25 protein-coding genes, 1 tRNA gene and 1 riboswitch are annotated in these 22,513 nt (G+C 65.0%); of the genes, 16 read left to right on the plus strand and 10 right to left on the minus strand.

Annotated elements, in window-relative coordinates; genetic code table 11:
- Positions 1-55: 55 nt before the first annotated feature.
- The 4 genes from C563_RS0112485 (at position 56) to C563_RS0112500 (ending at position 6,695) form a co-directional block, all read left to right on the plus strand.
- Complete coding sequence (locus tag C563_RS0112485) at positions 56-1,483, plus strand: bifunctional glycosyltransferase family 2/GtrA family protein (protein WP_018762399.1); 1,428 nt, start codon at positions 56-58, stop codon at positions 1,481-1,483.
- Positions 1,480-3,594: a glycosyltransferase family 39 protein gene (locus tag C563_RS0112490; RefSeq protein WP_018762400.1), complete on the plus strand. Its 2,115-nt coding sequence runs from the start codon at positions 1,480-1,482 to the stop codon at positions 3,592-3,594. Before C563_RS0112485 ends, C563_RS0112490 begins: the two co-directional genes overlap by 4 nt.
- Positions 3,595-3,600: 6 nt before the next feature.
- Complete coding sequence (locus C563_RS0112495; protein WP_043424112.1) at positions 3,601-5,676, plus strand: glycosyltransferase family 39 protein; 2,076 nt, start codon at positions 3,601-3,603, stop codon at positions 5,674-5,676.
- 145 nt (positions 5,677-5,821) lie between these two features.
- A riboswitch (cyclic di-AMP (ydaO/yuaA leader) is annotated at positions 5,822-5,982 on the plus strand.
- A 5-nt stretch (positions 5,983-5,987) separates the two neighbouring features.
- Positions 5,988-6,695, plus strand: a complete 708-nt coding sequence (locus C563_RS0112500; protein ID WP_026264763.1) for a hypothetical protein — start codon at positions 5,988-5,990, stop codon at positions 6,693-6,695.
- A 67-nt stretch (positions 6,696-6,762) separates the two neighbouring features.
- Here C563_RS0112500 and C563_RS21185 read toward each other — a convergent pair whose 3' ends face one another.
- From C563_RS21185 to C563_RS0112515, 3 genes are read right to left on the minus strand one after another with little or no spacing between them, the layout of a single operon-like run.
- Complete coding sequence (locus C563_RS21185) at positions 6,763-7,164, minus strand: glyoxalase superfamily protein (protein WP_043424114.1); 402 nt, start codon at positions 7,162-7,164, stop codon at positions 6,763-6,765.
- A 44-nt stretch (positions 7,165-7,208) separates the two neighbouring features.
- Positions 7,209-7,844: a uracil phosphoribosyltransferase gene (gene upp / locus C563_RS0112510; RefSeq protein ID WP_018762404.1), complete on the minus strand. Its 636-nt coding sequence runs from the start codon at positions 7,842-7,844 to the stop codon at positions 7,209-7,211.
- A 12-nt stretch (positions 7,845-7,856) separates the two neighbouring features.
- Positions 7,857-8,660, minus strand: a complete 804-nt coding sequence (locus tag C563_RS0112515) for a phosphatase PAP2 family protein (protein WP_043424129.1) — start codon at positions 8,658-8,660, stop codon at positions 7,857-7,859.
- A 55-nt stretch (positions 8,661-8,715) separates the two neighbouring features.
- Here C563_RS0112515 and C563_RS0112520 point away from each other — a divergent pair, with 55 nt between their 5' ends.
- Positions 8,716-9,222, plus strand: coding sequence for a nucleoside deaminase (locus C563_RS0112520; RefSeq protein WP_018762406.1), 507 nt, complete (start codon positions 8,716-8,718; stop codon positions 9,220-9,222).
- A 78-nt stretch (positions 9,223-9,300) separates the two neighbouring features.
- Here the strand turns inward: C563_RS0112520 and C563_RS21190 are convergent, their stop codons facing one another.
- From C563_RS21190 to C563_RS0112540, 4 genes are all read right to left on the minus strand, one after another.
- Positions 9,301-10,410, minus strand: a complete 1,110-nt coding sequence (locus C563_RS21190; RefSeq protein ID WP_018762407.1) for a glycosyltransferase — start codon at positions 10,408-10,410, stop codon at positions 9,301-9,303.
- A gap of 2 nt (positions 10,411-10,412) precedes the next feature.
- Entirely contained in the window at positions 10,413-10,808 is a 396-nt protein-coding gene (locus C563_RS0112530) for a 6-pyruvoyl trahydropterin synthase family protein (protein WP_018762408.1), read from the minus strand.
- Positions 10,809-10,816: 8 nt separating this feature from the next.
- The gene (locus tag C563_RS0112535) at positions 10,817-11,851 is read right to left on the minus strand and encodes a zinc-dependent alcohol dehydrogenase (RefSeq protein ID WP_043424115.1); all 1,035 of its coding nucleotides are present in this window, start codon (positions 11,849-11,851) and stop codon (positions 10,817-10,819) included.
- 152 nt (positions 11,852-12,003) lie between these two features.
- Complete coding sequence (locus tag C563_RS0112540; protein WP_018762410.1) at positions 12,004-13,563, minus strand: HNH endonuclease signature motif containing protein; 1,560 nt, start codon at positions 13,561-13,563, stop codon at positions 12,004-12,006.
- A 228-nt stretch (positions 13,564-13,791) separates the two neighbouring features.
- Between C563_RS0112540 and C563_RS0112545 the strand changes: the two genes are divergently transcribed.
- Positions 13,792-13,881, plus strand: a tRNA-Ser gene (locus tag C563_RS0112545).
- A gap of 62 nt (positions 13,882-13,943) precedes the next feature.
- Here the strand turns inward: C563_RS0112545 and C563_RS0112550 are convergent.
- Entirely contained in the window at positions 13,944-15,077 is a 1,134-nt protein-coding gene (locus C563_RS0112550; RefSeq protein ID WP_026264764.1) for a site-specific integrase, read from the minus strand.
- 2 nt (positions 15,078-15,079) lie between these two features.
- A complete protein-coding gene (locus C563_RS21905; RefSeq protein WP_018762412.1) occupies positions 15,080-15,727 on the minus strand; it encodes a helix-turn-helix domain-containing protein in 648 nt (215 codons plus the stop codon).
- A gap of 137 nt (positions 15,728-15,864) precedes the next feature.
- Here C563_RS21905 and C563_RS22955 point away from each other — a divergent pair, with 137 nt between their 5' ends.
- The 10 genes from C563_RS22955 to C563_RS0112600 all read left to right on the plus strand — a co-directional run bounded on the left by C563_RS22955 (position 15,865) and on the right by C563_RS0112600 (position 21,797).
- Entirely contained in the window at positions 15,865-16,041 is a 177-nt protein-coding gene (locus tag C563_RS22955; protein ID WP_331271251.1) for a helix-turn-helix transcriptional regulator, read from the plus strand.
- Positions 16,042-16,107: 66 nt separating this feature from the next.
- Entirely contained in the window at positions 16,108-16,437 is a 330-nt protein-coding gene (locus C563_RS22430) for a hypothetical protein (RefSeq protein ID WP_155845160.1), read from the plus strand.
- Between the two features lie 80 nt (positions 16,438-16,517).
- A complete protein-coding gene (locus C563_RS0112560; protein ID WP_018762414.1) occupies positions 16,518-16,802 on the plus strand; it encodes a hypothetical protein in 285 nt (94 codons plus the stop codon).
- Positions 16,799-18,058 carry a DUF3631 domain-containing protein gene (locus C563_RS0112565; RefSeq protein WP_018762415.1) on the plus strand — a complete coding sequence of 420 codons (1,260 nt, stop codon included), beginning with the start codon at positions 16,799-16,801 and terminating at the stop codon, positions 18,056-18,058. The genes C563_RS0112560 and C563_RS0112565 overlap by 4 nt, the downstream gene beginning before the upstream one ends.
- Positions 18,055-18,243, plus strand: a complete 189-nt coding sequence (locus tag C563_RS0112570; protein ID WP_018762416.1) for a hypothetical protein — start codon at positions 18,055-18,057, stop codon at positions 18,241-18,243. The genes C563_RS0112565 and C563_RS0112570 overlap by 4 nt, the downstream gene beginning before the upstream one ends.
- A gap of 168 nt (positions 18,244-18,411) precedes the next feature.
- Positions 18,412-19,413, plus strand: a complete 1,002-nt coding sequence (locus tag C563_RS0112580; protein ID WP_018762418.1) for a hypothetical protein — start codon at positions 18,412-18,414, stop codon at positions 19,411-19,413.
- Positions 19,410-19,886 (plus strand): GNAT family N-acetyltransferase, encoded by a 477-nt coding sequence (locus tag C563_RS21200; protein WP_043424116.1) that lies wholly within the window; start codon positions 19,410-19,412, stop codon positions 19,884-19,886. The genes C563_RS0112580 and C563_RS21200 overlap by 4 nt, the downstream gene beginning before the upstream one ends.
- Before the next feature lie 12 nt (positions 19,887-19,898).
- A complete protein-coding gene (locus C563_RS0112590; RefSeq protein ID WP_018762420.1) occupies positions 19,899-20,285 on the plus strand; it encodes a hypothetical protein in 387 nt (128 codons plus the stop codon).
- Positions 20,286-20,787: 502 nt separating this feature from the next.
- Positions 20,788-21,156, plus strand: coding sequence for a helix-turn-helix domain-containing protein (locus tag C563_RS0112595; RefSeq protein ID WP_155845161.1), 369 nt, complete (start codon positions 20,788-20,790; stop codon positions 21,154-21,156).
- A gap of 11 nt (positions 21,157-21,167) precedes the next feature.
- Entirely contained in the window at positions 21,168-21,797 is a 630-nt protein-coding gene (locus C563_RS0112600) for a hypothetical protein (protein ID WP_018762422.1), read from the plus strand.
- Positions 21,798-22,020: 223 nt separating this feature from the next.
- On the opposite strand, the gene C563_RS0112605 is transcribed toward C563_RS0112600, so the two are convergent.
- Positions 22,021-22,503 carry a hypothetical protein gene (locus C563_RS0112605; RefSeq protein WP_018762423.1) on the minus strand — a complete coding sequence of 161 codons (483 nt, stop codon included), beginning with the start codon at positions 22,501-22,503 and terminating at the stop codon, positions 22,021-22,023.
- Between the last annotated feature and the right edge of the window lie 10 nt (positions 22,504-22,513).

Consider the following 22,513-nt stretch of genomic DNA (forward strand, 5'->3'; position numbering starts at 1 on the left):
GCACGTCACAGGTTGCGCCTAAAGCCCTCAAATACGGCGGCGCCACTCTTGATTCATGACGCTCACCGACTCCACTTCAGGAACCCTGCCGGACGCCGCGGTGGCGCCGGTGGGCATTCCATCACGGGGGCGCGCCGGACGGCGCGCCCCCGTGGACACCCGCACCACCGCGCCGGTCCTGGATGTGACCATCCCGGTCTTCAACGAGGAACGCGACCTGGAGGAATGCCTCCGCAGGCTCCACGCCCACCTGCTCGATTCCTTTCCGCACTCCTTCCGGATCACCGTGGCCGACAACGCCAGCACGGACGGCACCTTGAAGATCGCCGAACGCCTGGCCCGGGAGTTCCCCGAACTCGCGGTGGTCCACCTCGACGAAAAGGGCCGCGGAAATGCACTGCGCAAGGTGTGGCTGGCGTCGCCGTCGCCGGTCCTGGCCTACATGGACGTGGACCTCTCCACCGACCTTGCGGCCCTGGCACCACTGTTGGCGCCGCTGATCTCCGGCCATTCGGACCTTGCCATCGGCACCCGGCTGACCCGCAACTCCCGCGTAGTCCGCGGACCCAAGCGGGAATTCATCTCGCGCGGCTACAACCTGATGCTGCACTCCTTCATGGGTGCCCGGTTCAGTGACGCACAGTGCGGGTTCAAGGCGATCCGCGCAGACGTGGCCCAACAGATCCTTCCGTACACCGTGGACAACTCCTGGTTCTTCGACACCGAGCTCCTGGTCTTGGCGGAGCGGTGCGGCCTGCGCGTCCATGAGGTTCCCGTTGACTGGATCGACGACCCTGATTCAAGCGTTGACGTGCTGCGGACGGCGCTGGCGGACGTCCGGGGCATGGCACGGCTCACCCGCGACCTGCTCTACGGCCGCATCCCGGTTCCGGAGCTGCGGGCAGCCCTGGCGCGGGGGCCGCTGCCCGCCTCGTCCCGGGCGGCCGAGCAAACCCGCGGCAGCAGCCTGTTTGGCCAGTTGGTGCGCTTCGCCGCCATCGGTGCCGCGTCGACCCTGGCCTACCTGGCGATCTTCGTGTCCTGCCGCAGCTTCATGGATCCCCAACTTGCCAACTTCCTGGCCCTGCTGATCACGGCCGTGGCCAACACGGGAGCCAACCGGCGCTTCACGTTCGGCATCCAGGGCGGCAACCCGGTCCGCCACCACTTTGAGGGGCTGATCGTGTTCGGCATCGGCCTGGTGCTCACCTCGGGTGCGTTGGCACTGGTGCACAGGACGACGACGCCGGACCGGTGGGCGGAAATCCTCACCGTCGTGGCGGCGAACCTCGCCGCCACCGCCGTGCGGTTCCTGCTGTTCCGGCTCTGGGTCTTCCGGGAGCGGGCGCCGCGTACAGCACCCTCCACGCGCCCCGGTCCTTGGACAGGCCCTGGACCGGCAACACCATCCGCCGGAACCCCCGCAGCTTCGTCCGCCGACGACACGACCGCCACCGCCTCCACAGAAACGGCAGCATCATGACCTCCACCTTTTCCCCGGCAGGCGCCGGATCGACCACCGAATCAACCGCCGGTCCACAGCACCGGTCAGGTTCCGCAGTTTCCTCTGCCGGCCCCGCACAGCCTGGATCGCGCTGGGCCCGCTACGCCTTCGGCGGCCAGCCCCGCTGGGTGCGGCCCTCGGCCGCAGGCCTCCTGGTGGCCACGGCAATCCTGTACCTCTGGAACCTGGCCGCCACCGGCTTCGGAAACTCCTTCTATGCCGCTGCCATCCAGGCGGGCACCAAGGACTGGACGGCACTCCTCTTCGGATCGCTCGACGCCGGAAACGCCATCACCGTGGACAAGCCGCCCGCCGCGCTCTGGATCCCGGCCCTGGCGGGCCGTATCTTCGGCTTCTCGTCACTGAGCATGCTGGTGCCCGAAGCGCTCATGGGAGTGGCCGCCGTCGGCTTCCTGTACCTCGCTGTGAAGCGGGTTTCCGGTCCGGTGGCAGGCCTCCTGGCCGGCGGCGCCCTCGCACTGACGCCCGTGGCGGCGCTGATGTTCAAATTCAACAACCCGGACGCCATGCTCACCCTCTGCCTGGTGCTGGCGGCGTACTTCACCACCCGGGCCATCGAACGGGCCGGATGGAAGTGGCTGGTGGCGGCGGGGGCCGTGATAGGCCTGGCGTTCCTCAGCAAGATGCTGCAAGGCTTCCTGGTGGTTCCCGCGCTTGGACTTGCCTACCTGTGGGCTGCCCCCACACCGCTGGGACGCCGGCTGGTCCACTTGCTCGGCGCGCTGGGCGGGATCATCGTGGTGGCCGGCAGCTACGTTGCCCTTTTCCAGCTGACGCCGGCCTCCGAACGGCCGTACATGGCCGGGTCCACCACCAACAGCTTCCTGGAACTGACCTTCGGCTACAACGGCCTGGCCCGCATCACCGGTTCGGGTGAAGGGATGCCCGGAGGTGGAGCCGGCGGCCCGGGCGGCGGTGCGGCGGGCGGCTTCGGCGGCGGAAATGCGGGATTCGGCGGCGCGGCCGGCCTGCTGCGGATGTTCGGGAGCAGCTTCGGCGGCGAGGTGTCCTGGCTGCTGCCTGCCGCCCTGGTGCTGCTGGTGGCAGGCTTGTGGTTCACCCGCCGCGAAGTCCGCACGTCCCGGAGCCGCGCGGCCTTGATCCTGTGGGGCGGCTGGCTGCTGGTCACCGCGGGCGTCTTCAGCTTCATGAGCGGCATCGTCCACCCCTACTACTCGGTGGCACTGGCACCGGCCATCGCCGCGCTGGTGGGCATCGGCGCGGCGGAACTCTGGCGCGGCCGCGCGCACTGGCCGGCACGGACCACTCTTGCCGTCGTGGTCTTAGGCACCTCCATCTGGTCCTCGGTGCTGCTGGGCCGCGACGCGTCGTGGCTGCCGTGGTTGCGCATCGCCACCATCGTCCTTGGTGTCCTTGCCGCGGCCGCCATCCTCCTCCGCCTTGACGGCAAGGGCGCTGCGGGACGGTTCCGGCGCTCCGGGACGGCTGCCGTCGTCGTCCTCTCCTTGCTGGCCGGGGGCCTTGGAACGGCTGCCTGGACCTTGGCCACCGCCGCGTCCGCCCATTCGGGATCCATCCCGACGTCGGGGCCCGCAGGTTCGTCGGCGGGCGGTTTCGGCAACAGGGCTGCCGGCTTCCGGGACGACGCCGCGCTCCGTGGCGACCGGACCGACGGAACGGATGCGGCAGCCGGTGCCGGCGGTTTTGATCCCGCGAACGGAGCCGGCGGCTTCACCGGGGCCCCCGGAGCTGGCGGGGCGGGTGGTCCCGGCGAAGGCACCGCCGATGCAGCCGTGACCGCACTGCTCACCGGCACCACCACGAAGTGGTCGGCGATTGTCTCAGGGGCCAGCCAGGCCGCCAGCCTGGAACTGGCCACGAACACCAGCGTCATTGCCCTGGGCGGCTGGAACGGCGGCGACCCCTATCCCACGCTCGCCGAGTTCCAGGCCATGGTGGCCAGGGGTGAGATCAGCTACTTCATCGAAGGCGGCATGGGCGGCGGCATGGGCGGCCGGGGCGGCAACTCCGAGGTGGCCGCCTGGGTGCAAGCCAACTTCCAGGCCCAAACCGTGGGTAACTCCACGGTGTACCAACTCACCAAGTAGGACCCCATGGCCAGATCTAACTCCACTCCGGTGCAGGCTCCCTCCGCACCCGCTGCCCCCGGCCCTGCTGCCTCCAGCCGTGCTGCCGCGGCCGGCGTGCGGCGGGAGCCCCCGGCCCTCCGGCACCGCCTGGAACTGGCAGCCGTGCTGGCAGCTACCGCCGTGCTGTACCTGTGGAACCTCGGGGCATCGGGCTGGGCCAACGCTTTCTACTCCGCCGCCGCCCAGGCCGGATCGCAGGACTGGGCGGCCTGGTTCTTCGGTTCCTCGGACGCCGCCAACTCCATCACGGTGGACAAGCCACCGGCGTCCCTGTGGATCATGGGGTTGTCGGTCCGGATTTTCGGCCTGAGCTCCTGGAGCATCCTGGTTCCTGAAGCCCTGATGGGCGTCGGCACCGCCTGGCTGCTGTACCTGGCCGTCCGGCGGGCCGCGGCACCGGCCACCGGTGACCCGCGCCTCGCCCACCGGGCAGGGCTGCTGGGCGCCGTTGCGCTGGCACTGACGCCCGTGGCCACGCTGATGTTCCGGTTCAACAACCCGGACGCCCTGCTGGTGCTGCTCATGACCGCCGCGGCCTATGCGGTGCTCCGCTCCGTGCAGGAGGACAGGCTGCGCTGGCTCCTGCTGGCAGGGGTTTTCCTGGGCTTCGGGTTCCTTGCCAAGCAGCTGCAGGTCCTGCTGGTGGTTCCCGGGTTTGCCCTCGCCTACCTGGTCGCGGCGCCCGCCAGGCTGGGCCGGCGGCTGCTGCACCTGCTCGCCACCGGTGCCGCGATGCTGGCCGCGGCCGGCTGGTGGCTGGCCGTCGTGGAGCTCATCCCGGCTGCGGACCGTCCGTTCATTGGTGGTTCGCAGGACAATTCCATCCTGGAACTGACCCTCGGCTATAACGGCCTGGGCCGGCTGACAGGCGACGAGACAGGGAGCGTGGGCGGCGCCAACGGCTGGGGCGTTCCCGGGCTGCTGCGGATGTTCAACAGCGAATTTGGCGGCCAGATCGCGTGGCTGCTGCCCTCCGCACTGATCCTTGCTGCCGGCCTGCTGTGGGTGGGACGCCGGGCGCCGCGGACTGACGCCGTCCGGGCGTCGGTGCTCATCTGGGGTTCCTGGGTCCTGGTGACCGGCCTGGTCTTCAGCTTCATGGCGGGCATCATCCACCCCTACTACGCGGTGGCATTGGCACCGGGGATCGCAGCCCTGGCCGGCCTGGGCCCGGTACTTCTCTGGCAGCACCGGCGGCAGGCCGCCGCGGCGGTCTTCCTGGCCGCCGCAGTGGCCGCGGCAGCCCTGATGGCATTCACCCTGCTGGGAACCACATCCGCCTACGGCCCGTGGCTGCGCTGGGTGGTGCTGGCGGCAGGCCTTGCGGCCGCAGCAGGAACAGGGTTGAACAGGTTCATCCGCCTGCGCTCCGTGCAACGGACGACGACGGCGCTCGCCATTGCGGCATCGCTCGCCGGCCCGCTGGCCTTCTCCATGTCGACGGCGGCGACGGCGCACAGCGGGGCCATTGTCAGCGCCGGACCGGCGACGTCGTTCGGCGGCCCGGGCGGGTTCGGCGGAAACCGGACCGGCGGGTTTGGCGCGGGCGGCACGTCCCGGCAGTTCAACGGCCAGGCCGGACAAGGCCAGGGTGCCGGCCAGGGCGGACAAGGCCAGAGGGCCGGCCAGGGCGGGGCAGCCCAGGGCGGTCAGGGCGCCACCGGTGGCCGCGCCGGCGGGATGGGCGGCCTCCTGGGTGCGCCCACGCCGTCGGCCGGGCTCGTGGCCGCATTGAAGGACGGTGCCTCAAACTACACCTGGGCAGCGGCAGTAGTCGGTTCGAACAATGCCGCAGGTTACCAACTGGCCACGGAACTGCCGGTGATGGCCGTGGGCGGCTTCAACGGCACCGACCCCTCCCCCACGCTGGAACAGTTCCAAGCGCTGGTCTCCCAAGGCCGGATCCACTACTTCATTGCCGGCGGGACCATGATGTCCAGCAGCGGCTCTGACGCCTCCACCCGGATTGCACAGTGGGTGGAGTCCACGTTCCCGGCGCAAAACATTGGCGGGACCACGGTCTATATCCTGGCGGGATAACCCGGCGCCGGGGATCCGCCTGCAGCAAATCGACGCGCCATGATTCGTGACTTCCGTTACCCAAATGTGACTAATGCGCAATCTTCCTGTACCGTCGATTGGGTGCGGTCCCCGTTCGGGCCGCATATCCCGGGTTGACGCCAAGCTCTGCCGCTTCCCGGATTCCGCTTGAGCAACGGCAGAGGCGGGGGACCCACCGTCCCGGGCAATGATTGCCCTTGGGGTTAAGCCAGCACGTGTTTTTTCCGTGCGGCCGGATGCCCTCATCCGAACCCGACAGCTAACTCCGCAGGTGTGAGAGGCGATCAATCATGTCTAAATCCATGGCAAAACCATGCCTGCAAACCAAGGCAAAACATCGGGCCAAACCCCAGCCCGCCAAAAAGACCACCGTGGGCCGGCGTGTTGCGGTCCTCGCTGCATCATGCGCGGTGCTGGTTGGCGTTGGCGCGGCAGGCCAGGCGACCAACAGCATGACCCAGGCGTCGTCCACCGGGTCAAGCGCTTCCACGTCGGCGGCGGATGCCCAGATGAGCATCGAGAAGAGCGAAATCCGGTCCAACCCGGCCGCAAATCCTGCTCCTTCCGCCATCAGCGTGGCACCGCAGGCCGCGGAGCCGGCCCCCGCGCCCGCTCCCGCCGCCCCGCCGGCTGAAGCACCCGCACCTGCGCCGGCCCCCGCGCCTGAGCCTGCTCCCGCCGTCGCGGTTAACGATCCCGCGGGCGCCCAGGCCTACGCCGCCAGCCAGCTGTCCTCCTTTGGCTGGGGACCGGACCAGATGCAGTGCCTGCAGACGCTGTGGACCAAGGAATCCGATTGGACCACCACCGCCACCAACGCCAGCAGCGGCGCGTACGGCATCGTCCAGTCGCTGCCGGCGGAGAAGATGGCCAGCGCAGGCGCCGACTACCTGACCAACTACCGCACGCAGATCAACTGGGGCCTGGACTACATCAAGAAGAGCTACGCCTCGCCCTGCGGTGCGTTGAACTTCCACCTGGCACACAACTGGTACTAGGCACCACCAGCACCGGGCGCAACGCAAACCGCGGGCCGCATCATGTCGATGCGGCCCGCGGTTTGCGTTAACCGGCGCCCTGGACGTCGCCCGGCCCGGCGTTCCGCCAGGGGATGTACTGGACAGACCACTTGTTGCCGTCCGGATCGGCGAAGTACAGGAAGTGGCCCCACTGCTGTACATCCACGTCGCTGACGTCCACGCCGTTGCCCTTGAGCTGGCGGTGGGCAGCCTCGATGTCGCTGACCACCAGCTGGAGGTTGGATCCTGTGCCGGGCGGAGCGTCGGTGAGCCCTTCGCCGATGCAGATGGAGCAGGCGGAGCCGGGTGGCGTCAACTGCACGAAGCGGATCGCCTCCGACGGGCGTTCGTCGTAGTCGGCGTTGAAGCCAACCTTGTTAACATAGAAATCCTTGGCGCGGTCCACATCGGATACAGGGACAAAGACGAGTTCTAGTTTCCAGTCCATCCGCACAGGCTAGCGGCGGGAACGGTTTTGAAAAAGGGTGGAACCTACCCGGCGATCCCGTACAGGCGGTCGCCGGCGTCGCCGAGGCCGGGAACAATGTAGGACTTCTCGTTGAGCTTCTCGTCGATGGAGGCCAGGACGATGTGCACGTTCGCGTCGCCCAGTTCCTCCTCCAGCTTGGCCAGGCCCTCCGGGGCTGCCAGCAGGCAGATGCAGGTGACGTCGGAGGAGCCTCGCTTGAAGAGGAACTTGATGGCCTCACGCAGGGTTCCGCCGGTGGCCAGCATCGGGTCCAGGACGAAGACCTGGCGGCCGGTGAGGTCCTCGGGGAGGCGCTCGGCATACGTGATGATGTCCAGGGTTTCCTCGTCCCGGGCCATGCCCAGGAAGCCCACCTCGGCGGTGGGCACCAGCTTGGTCATGCCTTCCAGCATGCCCAGGCCGGCGCGCAGGATGGGAACTACCAGCGGCGTGGGCTTGGTGAACGCGGTGCCGACCGTGGTGCTGACGGGCGTTTGGATGGTGACGGGCTCGGTGCGGACCTCCCGCGTGGCCTCATAGGCCAGGAGGGTCACCAGCTCCTCCGTCAGCTGGCGGAAGACCGGCGACGGCGTGTTTTTGTCCCGCAGGACGGTGAGCTTGTGGGCGACCAGGGGGTGGTCAACAACGAGAGTGCGCATCCCCTAAAACTATCATCCGGCGCTGCCTTTGCCGGGTCCGTAGTGTTCGCCGTCGTGCAGCTCCTCGGCCACCACGTCCCGGACGATGGGACGGTCGAACGACGGCGCCGCACCCACGTGTTCCCGCCTGCGGACAATGTGGAACAGCCGGTGGGCCATAATCACCACACCCACCCAGGTGAGCCCCAGCAGCCAGCCCGCCATGACATCCGTGAGCCAGTGGTGGCCCAGGAAAACCCTGCTCAAACCCATGGCGATGATGAACACCGCGCCCGCCGTGATGGCCAGGACCCGGACGCGCATGGCGTGGAACTGGAGGCAGATCAGGTACACCACCAGGCTGATCACCACGGTGGTGTTCAGGGTGTGCCCGCTCGGGAACGACGGGGAATCCTCATACGGCGGAACGGCGTCTGCGTGATCCGGGCGCGTGCGTCCCACCAGCTTCTTGCCGAAGGTGGTGGCGGTAATGGACACGGCAGCGGCTCCGCCGATCAGGACCAGCGGACGCCAGTTGCGGCTGAGGAAGGTCAGCCACGCGGTGAGGATGCTGGCCAGGATGGGCATTCCGATGCCACCGCCGATATTGGTGAACCCGGTAACGAACGCGTCGAGCCCGGGGCTGCGGAGGCTCTCGGACAGGGCCAGCGCCGGCTTGTCCAGGTTGGCCAGCCCGGCGGAGTCCACCACGTCGTCATACACCTCGGCGCCCAGCAGGGCGAGGGAGACGATGACAACACCGCCCACGAGGATGGTGAGGACCAGCGCCGCGTAGGGTTTGAACCAGGTCCCCAAGCGGTCCCGAAGCGTATCCATGGTGCCTCCCGGCATCGGTAAGTAACCTGAGTATCCCCGAAACTATCATTGAGCCATGCCGTTGCCCGAAAAGAAACACGACGCCTGGATGGGCCTTGCCATCGCGGAGGCGCACCGCGCCCTCGCCACGGAGGACGTGCCCATCGGCGCCGTGGTCATTGGGCCCGATGGCGGGGTGCTGGGTTCCGGCCGGAACCGTCGGGAGGAGCTGGGTGACCCAACAGCCCACGCCGAGGTGGTGGCCATCCGGGAAGCTGCCGCCCGGTTGCAGGAACGGCCCAGGCTCGACGGCGGCCGGGGCGACGGCTGGCGGCTCTCCGACTGCACGTTGGTGGTCACCCTGGAACCCTGCGCCATGTGCGCGGGCGCGATCGTCCTGGCCAGGATCCCCCGGGTGGTTTTCGGGGCGTGGGACGAGAAAGCCGGTGCCGCAGGATCCGTGTTCGACATCCTGCGCGAACGACGGCTCAACCATTGGGTTGAGGTGTACCCGGGCGTCCGCGAGGAAGAGTGCGCCCGGTTGCTGCGCGAGTTCTTCGCGGCGCACCGCAGCAGCCTTTAGCGCGTCCGGCGGCGGGCATCTTTACCGCGGCCGGCTTCGGACAGTCCGCGGCCCGTTTCAGGCAGTCCGCGGCCCGTTTCAGGCAGGCCGCGGCTGCCCGTTCCCTCGGTCGCCCGCTGCCACTACGGCCAGCAGGCCCTGGGCCGTGCTGCTCCAGCCGGGGAGGTCCCTCCGCGCCTCGGCTGCGGCTGCGCGCCAGCCCTCGCGGACCCGTGCGTCCCCGAGCCACCGCCGCAGGACCGCAGCCAGCCGGCCGGGACTCTCCTGGCCCCCGACGGGCAGGGGAACCGCTGCCCCCGGAAGTCTTGGCCCGCCGTCGGACGTTTCCAGTCCGGCGAGGGTAAGCGCCTCCACCGCGCCCGTGCCTGCCCTGACCAGCGCTGGGATGCTGCGGGCCAAGCTCTCGGTGACGGCCATCCCAAACGCTTCCGTCCGTGACACCAGCAACGTCAGGTCGGTCCGGGCCCACTGTGCTTCCAGCGGCTCGCCGGTGAGTTCGCCGGTCAGCCACACCCGCTCCTGCAGACCGTTCCCGGCAACCGCAGCCTGGACTGCCTGCGCATACACCGGATCGGCCCGGTCCGACCCCACGAACGATGCAGTCCAGTCAAGATCCCTGATCCGGCCCAGGGCCTCGACCGTGAGCAGCTGGTCCTTGTTGGGCAGGAGCGCCGCAACGACCGCCAGGTGGGGCGGCGTGGAACCGGCCGCCAAAGGTGCCGGCTCCACGCCGGGGAGTACAACCCGCGCTTGCGGGAGCCCCCGTTTGCGGAGCACGTTTGCCGCCGACGTGCTGGTGCAGATGACCCCGGTTGCGGCGCGCAAAGCCCTGGCTTCGCGTTCAAGGGCCTGCGTGCCTGCATCTTCCGGCACGGGCATATGCACCAGGACCCATGTTTGCCGGCCGGCTTTCGCAGCGAATTCCAGTTCGTCCGGAGCGCCCACGGCCACCAGTCCATCCACGATCGCCACCGGCTGCCCGGGATGTGTTTCCGGGTCCCACGCCCCGATGAGGGCGCCCAGCCGGCGTCGTTCGTGTGCGCCGGCATCCGGCCAGGTGCCCTCCACGGCAATGACCTCAACCCCTGCACCCAAGGCCTGGAGGCCGGCAACCAGGCGCGCGTTGTAGACATTGCCGCCCGAGCTGTGGCGGATATTGCCCGGGACGAGCAGCCGAAGGGGGCGCATGGTCAGTCGGACAGGTCCAAGGCGTAGGTGGCCCAGGCGTCCGGATTTTCCCGGAGGGTGACGTCGATTCCCGCCAGCTCGGGGCCGTCTGCCGTGTCCTTGATCCTGGCCGCCACCTTCTGGGCGATGTACTCGGCCAGCGCCTCCGTGGTGGTGAGCTTGCCCTCGAAATCCGGGTGCTCGTCCAGGTTTCGGTAGTTCAGGCCGCCCAGCACGTCCTCGATGATGGTTCCGGCGGCTCCAATGTCCAGCACGATCGCGTCCGTGTTCAGGGCACGACGCCGGAAGCTCACCTCAGCGACGAATGTTGCGCCGTGCAGTGCTTGCGCGGGCCCGAATGCTTCGCGCGGAAGGCTGTGGGCGATCATGAAGTGGCGGCGGACGGTCAAGCTGAACATGGGCTACCTTACGTTTCGGAGTTGTGGGTTGCTTGGCTGGGGGCCGGGTTGCCGGAAGGGTATTCGACCACGTGGCACAGGGCTTCCAGCGTGCCGTCGGACAGGCTCTGGACCACCTCGGGAAGGTCCTCGAACCGGGACGAACCGGTCAGGAACGCATCGAACACGGGGTCCTTGAGCAGCGATACGGCAAGGTTGAGGCGGTCCGCATTGGTGCGGCGGTGGCGCCGGGACCGGGCCACCATGCCTACCTGGCTGGCCCTGATGGACAGCCTGCGCGCGTGAAAATCCTCGCCCAACGGTATGGTCACCGTCCGGTTGGCGTACCAGGACATCTCGATGACATCACCGTCGTCGCCGACGAGCTGGAGGCTGCGTTCCAGCCCTTCCTGCGAGGCCGAGCAGTGGATGACAATGTCGCAGTCGGCCAGGGCCTCGTCGGGGTGGGCGAAGTCGACACCGATCGCATCGGCCAGCTGCTTCCTGCCCGGATCCAGATCCACCAGTTGCAGGCGCTGCAGCGGGAATGTGCGCAACAGGGTGGCGACCATGCCGCCCACCAGGCCCGCGCCGACGACCGCAACCCGGTCCCCCAGGCGCGGCCCAGCCTCCCACAGGGCGTTGACTGCGGTTTCAACCGTGCCCGTCAACACCGCGCGCCGGGACGGGACATCGTCCGGGATCCGCGTCAGGGACTCCACCGGCACCACATAACGGTCCTGGTGCGGGCTCAGGCAGAACACGCGTGCGCCCTTCCAGTCCTGGGGCCCCTCCTCCACAACGCCAACGGAGAGGTAGCCGAATTTTACGGGCCCGGGGAACTCTCCTTCCTGGTGCGGGGCGCGCATCTGCTCAGCGACCCGGGGCGGAACAGCGCCGGCGTGGACCACCATTTCGGTGCCCCTGCTGATGCCGGAGTAGAGGGCACGGACCAACACCTCGCCGGGACCGGGTGCGGGCATTTCTTCGGGCCTGAGCTCGCCGTGCTGCTTTGCGGTGGTCCAGTATGCGGTTGCGTGGATCGGAGGCTGTGGATTCATCATCTTGCTGATGAATCTAGCCGGACGGGCAGGCGCTGGGAAAGTCCGATGGCGGCCGGCGGCGTTTCCGGTCACCGTTCCGTTTGGGAAGATGCGGGTGAACGGCCCGGCGGACCGAGTGCGCAACGTAGCTTGGGCGTGGGGCCGCTTGCTGCCTAAGCAGAGGGCGGGTGGAGAATGCGGTCCAGGCACGCTTCGGCCAGCGAGTAGTCGATTCTGCTCAGGTCCGCGACGCTGAAGGGCACTCTTTGCAGAGGCCTTGGCTCTGCTCTTTCCAGCTCCGGCGCCGTCCTGTCGTGGTCGACGAATCCCGGTGGCCACACGGGTGGTTGCCAGTCCTGGTGTTCGCTGGTGTAGTGGCGGCCGGACGGTGAGGTCCAGCCCGGTGGTTCGGTTTTGCTGGCCGGGGCGGGTTTCCAACCGGTGGTGTGCCGGAGCCGGTGGTGTTTCGGGCAGGGCTGTCCCAGGTTGCTGACTCCGGTGGTCCCGCCATTGGCCCAGGCCAGGATGTGATCGGCCTCCGTGTCCAGGGAGGAGTTGCTGCACCCCGGGAACGGGCACTTACCATCCCGGAGCCGGAGCCAATTCCGCATCGCCTTGCCCACCCGGTAACTGGTCCTGCCGATCTCCAGGGGTGCCCCGTCCCGCGGATCCACGAGCACCCGGTAAAACGAGCCCGCCCCCTCAGCGACCAACCGGCGCGCCATCGAGGCCGGGATCGGCCCATGCCCATCCAGCACCGCCGCCTCATCCGTCAACCCCAACAGCGAAAACACCGGCACCGTCACCAACACCTGCGCCCGGACCGCATCAGGCGGGACATCGGCAGGCCTCTCGAGGTCATCGGGGCTGGTGCAACCTTCGCCTGGCCCCGCGTTCCTCCCGGCAGCCTGTCCCGTGCTCAGACCGACGGTCAGAAGGGACGTGGCAAACACATCGGCCCGGAGCTGGGTGAGGGTCCTGGCCTCGCCGGGTCCCTGCACGCCCCGGGCCACAGCGGTCAGCCGGTTCCAGCCCGCTGCCGCCTGGTCCGCGGGCAGATACGCACCCAGCCAGGCCATCCCGTCCCGGTCCGGCCGGAACTCAACCCGCCGGTCCACCACCCCCTTGGCGTGACGCTGCACGATGCTCCCGGCATGGTGGCGTTCCCGCCAAACCCTGGCCTTGGCCCGGAACCGGTGCGCCGGCAACTCCCCCACCGCACACCCCCGCACCGGATCCGGTGCATCGGGGTCCAGGAAATGGGCCTCCAACCCCGCCGCCCCCGCAGCATCCAGCCCGGCCGTTTCATCGGCCATCACCGTGGCGTGCTGCCAGGAGATCATCCCCGCCTGCAACGCCGCCAGCGTCAACGGCAACCCCTTGACCACAGCCTGCGAGGTGGCCAGGAACGCCCCCGCAGCCCGCGGACCCAGCGCCAGCACACACCCGACCTCCGCCGCGACCGCCATCTCCTGCGCCACCACCGGCACCCCCGGCCCCGCCACAACCCCGGCAGCATCCGCAAACGCCACCGCAGCCCGCGCCCTCAAACCAGCGACCCGGGCCTCCACCTCACGGACACCGGCCAGAACATCAAGGCAACCATCCGCCAACCCAGCCAACGGATCAGCAACCGAAAACGGCTCCGCACCACACCCGTCCACCTCGGCAACCAACACCGCAAGGGCAGCACGAATATCCGCCAACGCCCCCACCACCGCCGCTTTCCCCATAAACCCATCATGGCAACGGGGTACGACATTCAAGGGGCCGGCCACCACAACCGGTCACCCAAAGAAGGCAGATTGGGTTTCGACAAAGCAAACCACCGGCAGGCCCGGCCACCGACAAGCCCACCCACCGGCGGGCTCAACCACCGACAAGCCCGGCCACCCGGCAAACAGCCCGGATCCGGCTTCGTTTTGGGGATGACGGCCTCGCTCCGGTACCCTATTGAGGTTGGTGACGTGTCCGAGCGGCCGAAGGTGCAACACTCGAAATGTTGTTTGGTGTAAAAGCCAACGTGGGTTCAAATCCCACCGTCACCGCCACGTAGAAAGGCCCCTACTCCCCCGCGATTGCTGGGAGGTAGGGGCCTTTGCTTTGTCCTGGCTTAGATGCTTGCCCACATTTTGCCCACACTCGTTTGTGAGACAGCGTGATCAAGGGCGTCGGAAACGGCGTCAAGGTCGCCATCGAACAGGTCCGCATACGTGTCTAGCGTCATTGCCGCGGAGCTGTGACCGAGCATCCTCTGGACCACCTTGACGTTAGCGCCAGCGGAAACGGCGAAGCTCGCAGCCGAGTGCCGTAGATCATGCGGAGTGATCCTGGGGATGCCAGCCCGCTTGATCGCGTAGGCAAACCAGCTCATGTTGTCTTCGTGCACGCGTGCCCCCCGAAGGTAGTGCCCGTTCTCGTCCGGGAACACCAAGTCGTCTCGACTCTTACCCTGACACTGCTGCGACAGATATTCCCCCAGGAACCTAGGGAAGGGCACCGTGCGCTTCTTATGGTTCTTTGGAGTGCCAACCTCTATTACGGATCCGACTTGGACGGCGTTCTCTTCAATCATCAGCCGACGCCGCAGCATGTCCAGATGCTTAACCCTCAGCGCCGTAGCTTCGCCCCAGCGGATGCCGCAGTAAGCCAGCACCAGTACGAGCGCCGGGTACTTACTGGCAGCGGCCAGGGCATGCACTTCCTCATGGCTCAGATACACGTGGGGTTTCTTTACCTTCCGGGGAAGGGAGACTCCCCGGGCAGGATTACTCAAAGCCCGCCTATCGCTCACGGCATCGTCAAGTATCGCGGCCAAGATCCCGTACGAACGGATAACCAGAGTGGCCCCCTTGGGCTTCCGGGCCGGCGATGCCGCTGCATCCCCCACGGACATTTCTGACACCCACTGCTGAACCGCCGTCTTACGGACGTCGGCGATGGCAACTCCACCCCAGCGCGGCTCCACGTGGAGCCTCCAGGCTGATTCGAGCGGCCGGAAGGCCGATGGTTTTAGGTGAGTCTGCCGTGCCAGCCATTCGGCGCCCAACGGGCCAATTTGCGCCCGTGCTGCCGTTGCGTCAATGAACTCCCCACGAGCCTTGGAGACTTCCACCGAGGCTAGAAATAGCTCAGCATCCCGCTTAGTTCGGAAACCACGCTTGTCTGTCTGCGTCCGGTCTGGCTTCCGGTATCGAACCCGGTAGCGTTTCCCAGCATTAGTCTCGTACGGCTCAATAGTCGCCACGACTACCCCACCTCTTTGTCCTTTGATACCGAAACGTCCTGATCGCTCGATTCGGATTTCGCCCAGTCTTTTTCTGTTTCAGCGCGGAGCGCTGCCCAGTCAGCATCCGACATGTCTTCTCGCGACCAGTCCATACCTTGGGTCTTCATAAGTCGGGCCAAGGCTCTGGACGACTTGCCAGCTTCTTCCTCAGTGTCAGCGCCCCACTCGGCAACCCTCGTGGACCTCGGTTCCACATCGGGCAACGACCGAACCTGGAATTCACGGATCTCTCGGCGCGCATAGCTGGTGTTGCCGAATCCGGGGATGTTCAGCGGTTCCCTTCCGAGCCCCCAAAGCCATTGAGTGTTGTGAGCCACTTCTCTGTCCGGAACGCCAGTCATGGGTGACGCCAGTTCGTAGGCGCCGTCCGCCGGCAGTAGGAGGGACAGCGGTGAGACTCCGAATGCCACCGCCAAGGCGACCAGGTCGTCAGCGTCAACACGCCTCTCCCCTGCCTCAATACGGCGCAACCCGAGGGCGGGGATGGGCCTGCCGATCTGTACGAGACGTTCGGCTAGTTCCTTGTACTGCATGCCTCCCCGCAGGCGGATGACATTTTTGCGAACTATCTCGCCAGTGGGACCCAAGGGGTTCTTCTTGTCGCTCATGCACTCAAGTGTCGCATATCAAAATGATCTCTGGAAGTACGTATTGCACTTTCATCGTTCGTGACGTAACGTGAGTAATGAGAGATCAAGATGATCTCCCATTACTCGAAAGGAGAATCCGAGTGACGTCCGAACTTATGGATCCTGGCGAACTAGGAAAGCGCTTGGGCAAAAGCTCAGCAGCACTTGCGAACTGGCGCTATCTGGGACTTGGGCCGAAGTTTGTAAAAGTCGGCAGGGCCGTTCGGTACCGGGCGAGCGATGTCGAATCTTGGCTACAGGATCAAACGCGGCAGCAAACGGGCGCCGCGTGACTGGAAACCTGCGCACGGTCCAACAGTAAGAATCAACAAAAAAGGGCCAAATCCTGCAATTTGCACTTGCAGAACCTGGCCCTCGAAACAAAACCAACCAACCAGATAGGTCTCGTTTACGTTATGTCTACTTCAACTTTAACCCGCGGAACGGCAATTGTCACGGCGGCCGAACTCGAACAGTTCCGAGCACACGTCACGATCGACCAGTACGCCAATACAGTCCTTGATTTGGCCCGCGCCTCAAGGCTGCGACCGAAGGTTCTTGCCGATGCCGCACATACGGCCTGGCTCAAGAGCGACAACCCCAAACGTGTAATGCCTAGTTCTTCATGGACCGAGTTGTTCCGCCTGAGTTACAAGGCAGATCACGAACTGTTCGAAGTGCAGAGCTAACAACCTGCCGGCCCGGAGTTGAGCGGCCCGGGCCGGCGCCGCCGAACAGAAACCCATCACAACCTTTGAGGAAAATCACCATGCTCACGAACCCCGTGTTCCGCATCGACCTCGCCGACTACACCGCAAAGAACAGTTCCAATTCCTGGGGTTACGACTGCTTCGAGCTGGAACGGCAAATGCTCCACGTCCTTCCGCAGGTCCCGCCCGGGACGAATGTCCGGCTCATCGTCCACAACTACAAGCCGACCAGCGAGCGGGCATCTTGGTGCAGGCCTGACCTCATTGTTCAGGTCGAAGCTTCGGATCCTTCCGTAATAAATGCGTGGATCGCTGTTCTAAGCCCAGAAGGAGCCGAGGCGTGACCCTATTTGAAGCTCTATCAAAATCCGCTGACAGTCCATCACCCGGGATCCTAGAGCCCGTCGGTTCGTCGGTTCAGGCGGTTCCGTCGGTTCCGTCGGATACCCCCTCACCCGAATCGGTAGCGGAAGTACTGCGCGACCTCCGAGCACAATTTGGGCGCTACATCTGCGTCATCGATGACCTCGATCTCGACCTGCTGACGCTATGGACCTTCCACACCCACCTAGCATTCGAAACCTACTCAACGCCCCGCTTGCAGCTCGACTCCACCATGCCTGGATCGGGCAAAACGACCGTACTAGAACACCTGTCCCGCTACTGCCTCAACCCAATTCAGGCAGCATCCTTGTCTTCACCGGCACTCCTTACCCGGATGCTAAACAACGGACTGCGCACAATCCTGATAGACGAGGTTGATCGTTCACTCGATCCGAAAAAGGAAGGCGTAGGAGAACTAATCGCTGTCCTGAACTCTGGTTACAAGCGGGGAGCAACAAGGCCCGTCCTGATACCCGGCAAGGGTGGCGACTGGCAAGTGGCTGAGATGTCCACATTTAGCCCCGTTGCGATGGCAGGGAACGCGCCAGCCCTCCCAGACGACACCAAATCACGATGCATCCGGGTGCTCCTGATGCCCGACCTGCACGGAGCGGTCGAAACTTCGGACTGGGAAGAAATTGAGGAAAGCGCCCAAGCCTTGGCAGAGCGAATCAGCGCCGCCGCCGACAGCGTACGGGACTTCGTCAAGGCGATCCGCCCCGAGCTCCCACCAGGCTGCATCGGGCGGATCAAGGAACGCTGGAACCCACTCAAGCGGGTTGCCGCGGCAGCTTCACCAGAATGGGAAGCTATCGCTGACAAGCTCATAATCCGGGACATAGCCGAGGTAGAGATGGACCGAGAAGACGGAATGACGAATCTGCCACCGGCAGTGATCCTTCTTCAAGACATTGCCAAGGTATGGCCGGCCGACAGGGTGTTTATCGCGAGCACCGTACTTGTCGAAGAACTTGTCGAACATAATCCGCACATGTGGGGTCCGATGAGTAGTTACGGGAAAGTTCTGACAGTTCAGCGTTTCGGCAGGATGCTCGTTCAGGCCTTCAAGATCCACTCCACACGACAAGGTGATTCGAAGCGCGGCTACTTCCGGAGCCAGTTTGATGTTCCCTTCCGTCGGATGAATCTGACACCCACCGCTGGAACCGACGGGACTGACGGAACCGCCGAACCGACGGCTTGGGAGGCGGCATGACTGACGCCGACCGCATCGAGTATTTGACCAACCAGCTCCGCTACTACAAAGAGCTATCCAGCCGGCTGCACCACCAGCTACAGGCAACCAAGAACATCCCCGAAAAAGACACCACCCGCGGACTCCACAGGGATCCCGTGGGAAACAAAGTCGCCCGAAAAGTAGACCGAGAAAGAGGCAACTGACATGGCGTATGACCCCTATACCGATGCCCGCACGCTCGACTGGTCCTGGGAGGCGCAATGCGCCCTGTGGCGTGAAAGGGCAATGCACCAGGCAGAGAACGCCGCTAGATGGAAGCGCATAGCCGAAGCCGCCGCCAAAGTACCCGTCAAGGTAGAGGACCCCGCACAGTGAACGACTCCTGCAACACCACTCACGGCACCGAACGGCCAATGGAGCCGGCGAAGCTCAGCAACTGCAAAGAATGCCCATTCCGCAAGGAGAACCGCAACCGCGAACATCCTTTAGGGATCCAGTACACAGACGGCGAGTTCGCCAAACTCTGGCGCGGCGTGTCCCAGGACGGCGGCATGTTCGGCTGCCACATGTGGGACGCGGACCTGCACCCCTTTGACGAAACAGTCAAGGAAGCCGGCTACCACAAACCAGCAGAAGTAGGTTCCCGGATCGAATGCGCCGGCATGGTCGCAATGGTCGAACGCGAACTGGACGAAGCGGACGCAGCACCAAGCTACAGCGCGTACAAGGAAGCCCGCCCCTTGGGGATGTCCAAGAAAGCCATCATGGTCTACTCAGCCCGCAGACGCGGTGAGGTAGGCCCTGAACTCCGGTTCTCTGAACACATCAACAAAGACGACATCCTTGACCCGCACGATGTCATCGACACCGGTTCGGTCAAGTGGCAGATGTCCGAGTCTGAAGCCGACAAGCTTCTACGCAGCATCCAGGCGGTACTCCCGGAAGCCCGTGAGTGCGACTGCGAAGTCTGCAAGCGTCATACGGAAGTACACCCCGCGCTGACGCTGGTCACTGCTGAAAACCTCACGGTGGACGTGGACGCCGAACTGCACCCACTGCTTACGGCGATGGCAGGCGCAGGGATCCGGACCACGGACTCTTGCATCAACATGCACGAAACCATCACGGCGATAGCCCCGGAGTCCTACGGCAGCATCATCAACGGGCACGACCGCAACACCATGAACTACGAGACATCCCTACGCCTGCAGGCCGCGTTCATCCGGCTACGCAACGAAAACGACGCCGAACAGGCTTTCATCGCGAAGGCGTCGGAGGTGCCCGAAGTGGAAGTCATGACCAGCGGCGGACTCACACAGGTCGTCTTCCCGCAGAACACTGTTCAAGCACTCCTGAAAGCAGTCACCGAATGACCACGCATGACCTCGCCATCAGGCCTGCAACCGAGGCCGATTACCCGGCTGTGGCGCAGCTTCTAAACGCCGCTTACGGACCCGCTGGAGCGATCATCAGCGAAAGCCCTGCCACGGTCAGAGAACGTGCCCAGGAGGCCCTAGTGATCGTCGTGGAGGAAGCGGGGAAGGTAGTAGCCACGCTCACCGCCGCAGGCCCAGGAAGCTACTACGGACGCATGGCAGGCCGTGACCAGATGGAAGTCTCACGGTTGGCCGTAAGCCCGGAATACCAGGGGCGAGGCATCGGGAAGGCAATGCTCAAAACGGTAGCCGCATCGTGCCGCAACCAAGGCGTAAGGGCGCTCGTCGGTGCAAGCCTGCACAACATGACAGCAGCCCAGGGCATGTACGAAAAGCTCGGCGCCATACCGGGAGAGACAAGCAGCAAAGCAAAGATGTACGTCCTTCCACTCACCAATTCCTTCAACTGAGGACAGACAGCAATGTTCGTCAACACCACAGCCGGCGAGGTGCCTATCAAGGTGCGCATCGCCAAACATGACGACTTCGAAGAACTGCCACGGATCTACGGCGAATCATCCTTCGCCCACTACCCACCACTTCACAAAGCCCTCCTCATCACGCCCCAGAACGTCGCCATCCTCGCCCAGCACAACGTCCTACTAGTGGCAGAAGTCGCCGGCAAGGTCACAGGTGCAATTGGAATCTCAGCCGAAAAGAACCATGTAACCCCGGGCGTCGAACCCGGCGAAATGCAAGCTTTTTGGTACGGAAAATCCACGCTGGCAAGGCCGCGGCATTGGAAAGTTCCTCGTCGCCACTGTCGTAGCTTCACTACGGCAGACCGGCAACTACACCCGGCCTCATAGTCCAGCCCCTAGAAGCCCGCCCCGCAGCTATCAGCGTCTTCAAATCCTTGGGAGCCGTCGCCAACCCGGACAGGGGCGGACTGAACGACGACGGAGACCCCTACCTGACCTTGGAAATAGACCTCAATGCATCAAAAGGACAACCCTAATCATGTTCCACTCACGACCCCACCACTGCCTGCGCCTATTCCTCCGCCAACTCGAAGCCAACGTATGAAGCGACTGGCTTTCACCAACCACACGCCGTTCGTAGGCCGTCCCGAACGATACGAGGACAACACGGCGGGTGCTGCTAGGACATACGTCCGTGCAGCGTTCATGGATGGCCCCTACGGGCGGGAACACGCTATTGCCATATTCCGAGACCGCGCCTTACTTGGACTGCTGACACCCGAGCACGCCATACGCATTTCCAACGAGATAGTGGACGCAGTTGAAGAACAGGAAGGGGGGCCGCTGAGTGGCTAGTGTTCGTCGCCCACCTGAGTCGTACATCCATGGCGTGACCGCCCCGATTGTCATCGTTCCTGCCCGTGTGGCGACCTGGTTGGAACGGTACGCGGGCCTAAATGATCTGCGGGTACGTGCCCGCGGAAACGACCCGGAAGTAGATAACGTCTTGCAGGCCATGCACCGCGCGGCTCTTTACTGGCGTACTACCGACACCGGAAGCGACCAAGCGCCGGCACCCGAAGAACCCGCACAATCAAAGTGGATGGGGACGCAAGAGGCAGCCACAGCCCTCGGAATCACAGACCGCGCCGTGCGCCTCGCCATCACCCAGAAACGCTTACACGCCACCAACCTTCACGGCCGGTGGCGCATCACCCCAGAAGACATCGAACACTTTAAGGCCGCGAAAGCGGCGTAGGAGAAACCATCATGGCAACACTGTTCAGAGGCCCCGAAACCGTGGCGGGCCAGTCAGCTTCAGAAGCCCGCGCCGCCCTCCGCACCCGTACCGAAGCTATCCGGAACGACAAGCGCCTAACCTCGGAAGCGAAGCAGGCGGCTATCGCCCGTGAGTACCTGCAAACGAAGCGGCAGGTCCAGGAACTATATGCGGCCGAGAAGACCGCGAAGGCAGCCCGCCGGAACGAACTGACTAAGAGCCTGTTCGGGCAGGAAGGCTTCACGTCGGCGCAGGATGCCATCTCGTACAGGGATGCTCAGGACCGGGCAGACAGCATCCCCGTCAACGCTGAGGACCGGGCGCTGACCCTGTTGAAGCGGGCGGAACTGTCGGGTGACACCAGCCTGACGAAGGCTCTGCTCAATCGGGCCTTGGAGGCCGGCTGGGTGAACGTCGCCAACGCCTACATCGAAGCGAACCCGTACAAGGGTGCGCAGCTCGAAGAACTGTGGGGCCTCCAGGATCCTGACCCGGCAAGCCCTGCCGCGTTGCAGGCGCAGATCACCGAATCAGCGACCTTCGACGTACCCAAACCCGACGAAATCAGCTCCTACGCCTCAGACACGGTCATCGAACAAGTAGCAGCCTCAGACGCCTAATCCTCGGCGAGCTCGAAGGCTCCCACCGACACCTCCCATGGGTCCGAGTAGAGGCACTGCGAGTTGCTGCAACTCTCGGGCACTGGCTCGAAGATCGCAACCGGCGCGGGCGTACTTTCATGGCGCATGGCAACTCCCAGCACTGCTGTATTGCCGCATTTTTTACACACCCAATTGCTCATCTGGTCAACCTATCCTTAGTGTCCGACGGATTGGCCTCGCGCTAAATCGGCGGCTGCTGGTCGTTGCGCTGCTCGTTGTATACGAGGTGCTGAGGGGTTTGCGGCGGGTTGTAGGCCGGCGGTTGAGGCTGCTGCTGTGGCTGCTGCGCGTAGCCCTGCTGCGGTTGCTGCACGGGAGGCTGAGGGGCAGGTACAGGTGATGCCTGCCCCTGGCCCTGGAAGTGAAGGACATGCGGCAAAGCGTCAATGATCCGCAGTGCACGAGTGGCGCCTACGTAAACCAAGAGGATCCCGACCAAGGCCAGGGCAAACCCAAGGAACGCGACGAAACCACCCCCTGCTGCCGAGCCGCTGTCGTAAAAGTAAGAGCGGCTGGCGGAGTTGGCTATGCCTATGCCGATGAACCCGACGACCGGGCCAATGATCGACATCAGCAGGCCGGCCACAAAGATGCCGGCAGAAGGTTTGAACTGCATGGTTCCCCCAAATTCGAAAATAAAGACCGAAGACAGAATAAGGCACAAAGCTCGATTC

This window comes from Arthrobacter sp. 135MFCol5.1, from assembly GCF_000374865.1.
Classification (GTDB): domain Bacteria; phylum Actinomycetota; class Actinomycetes; order Actinomycetales; family Micrococcaceae; genus Arthrobacter.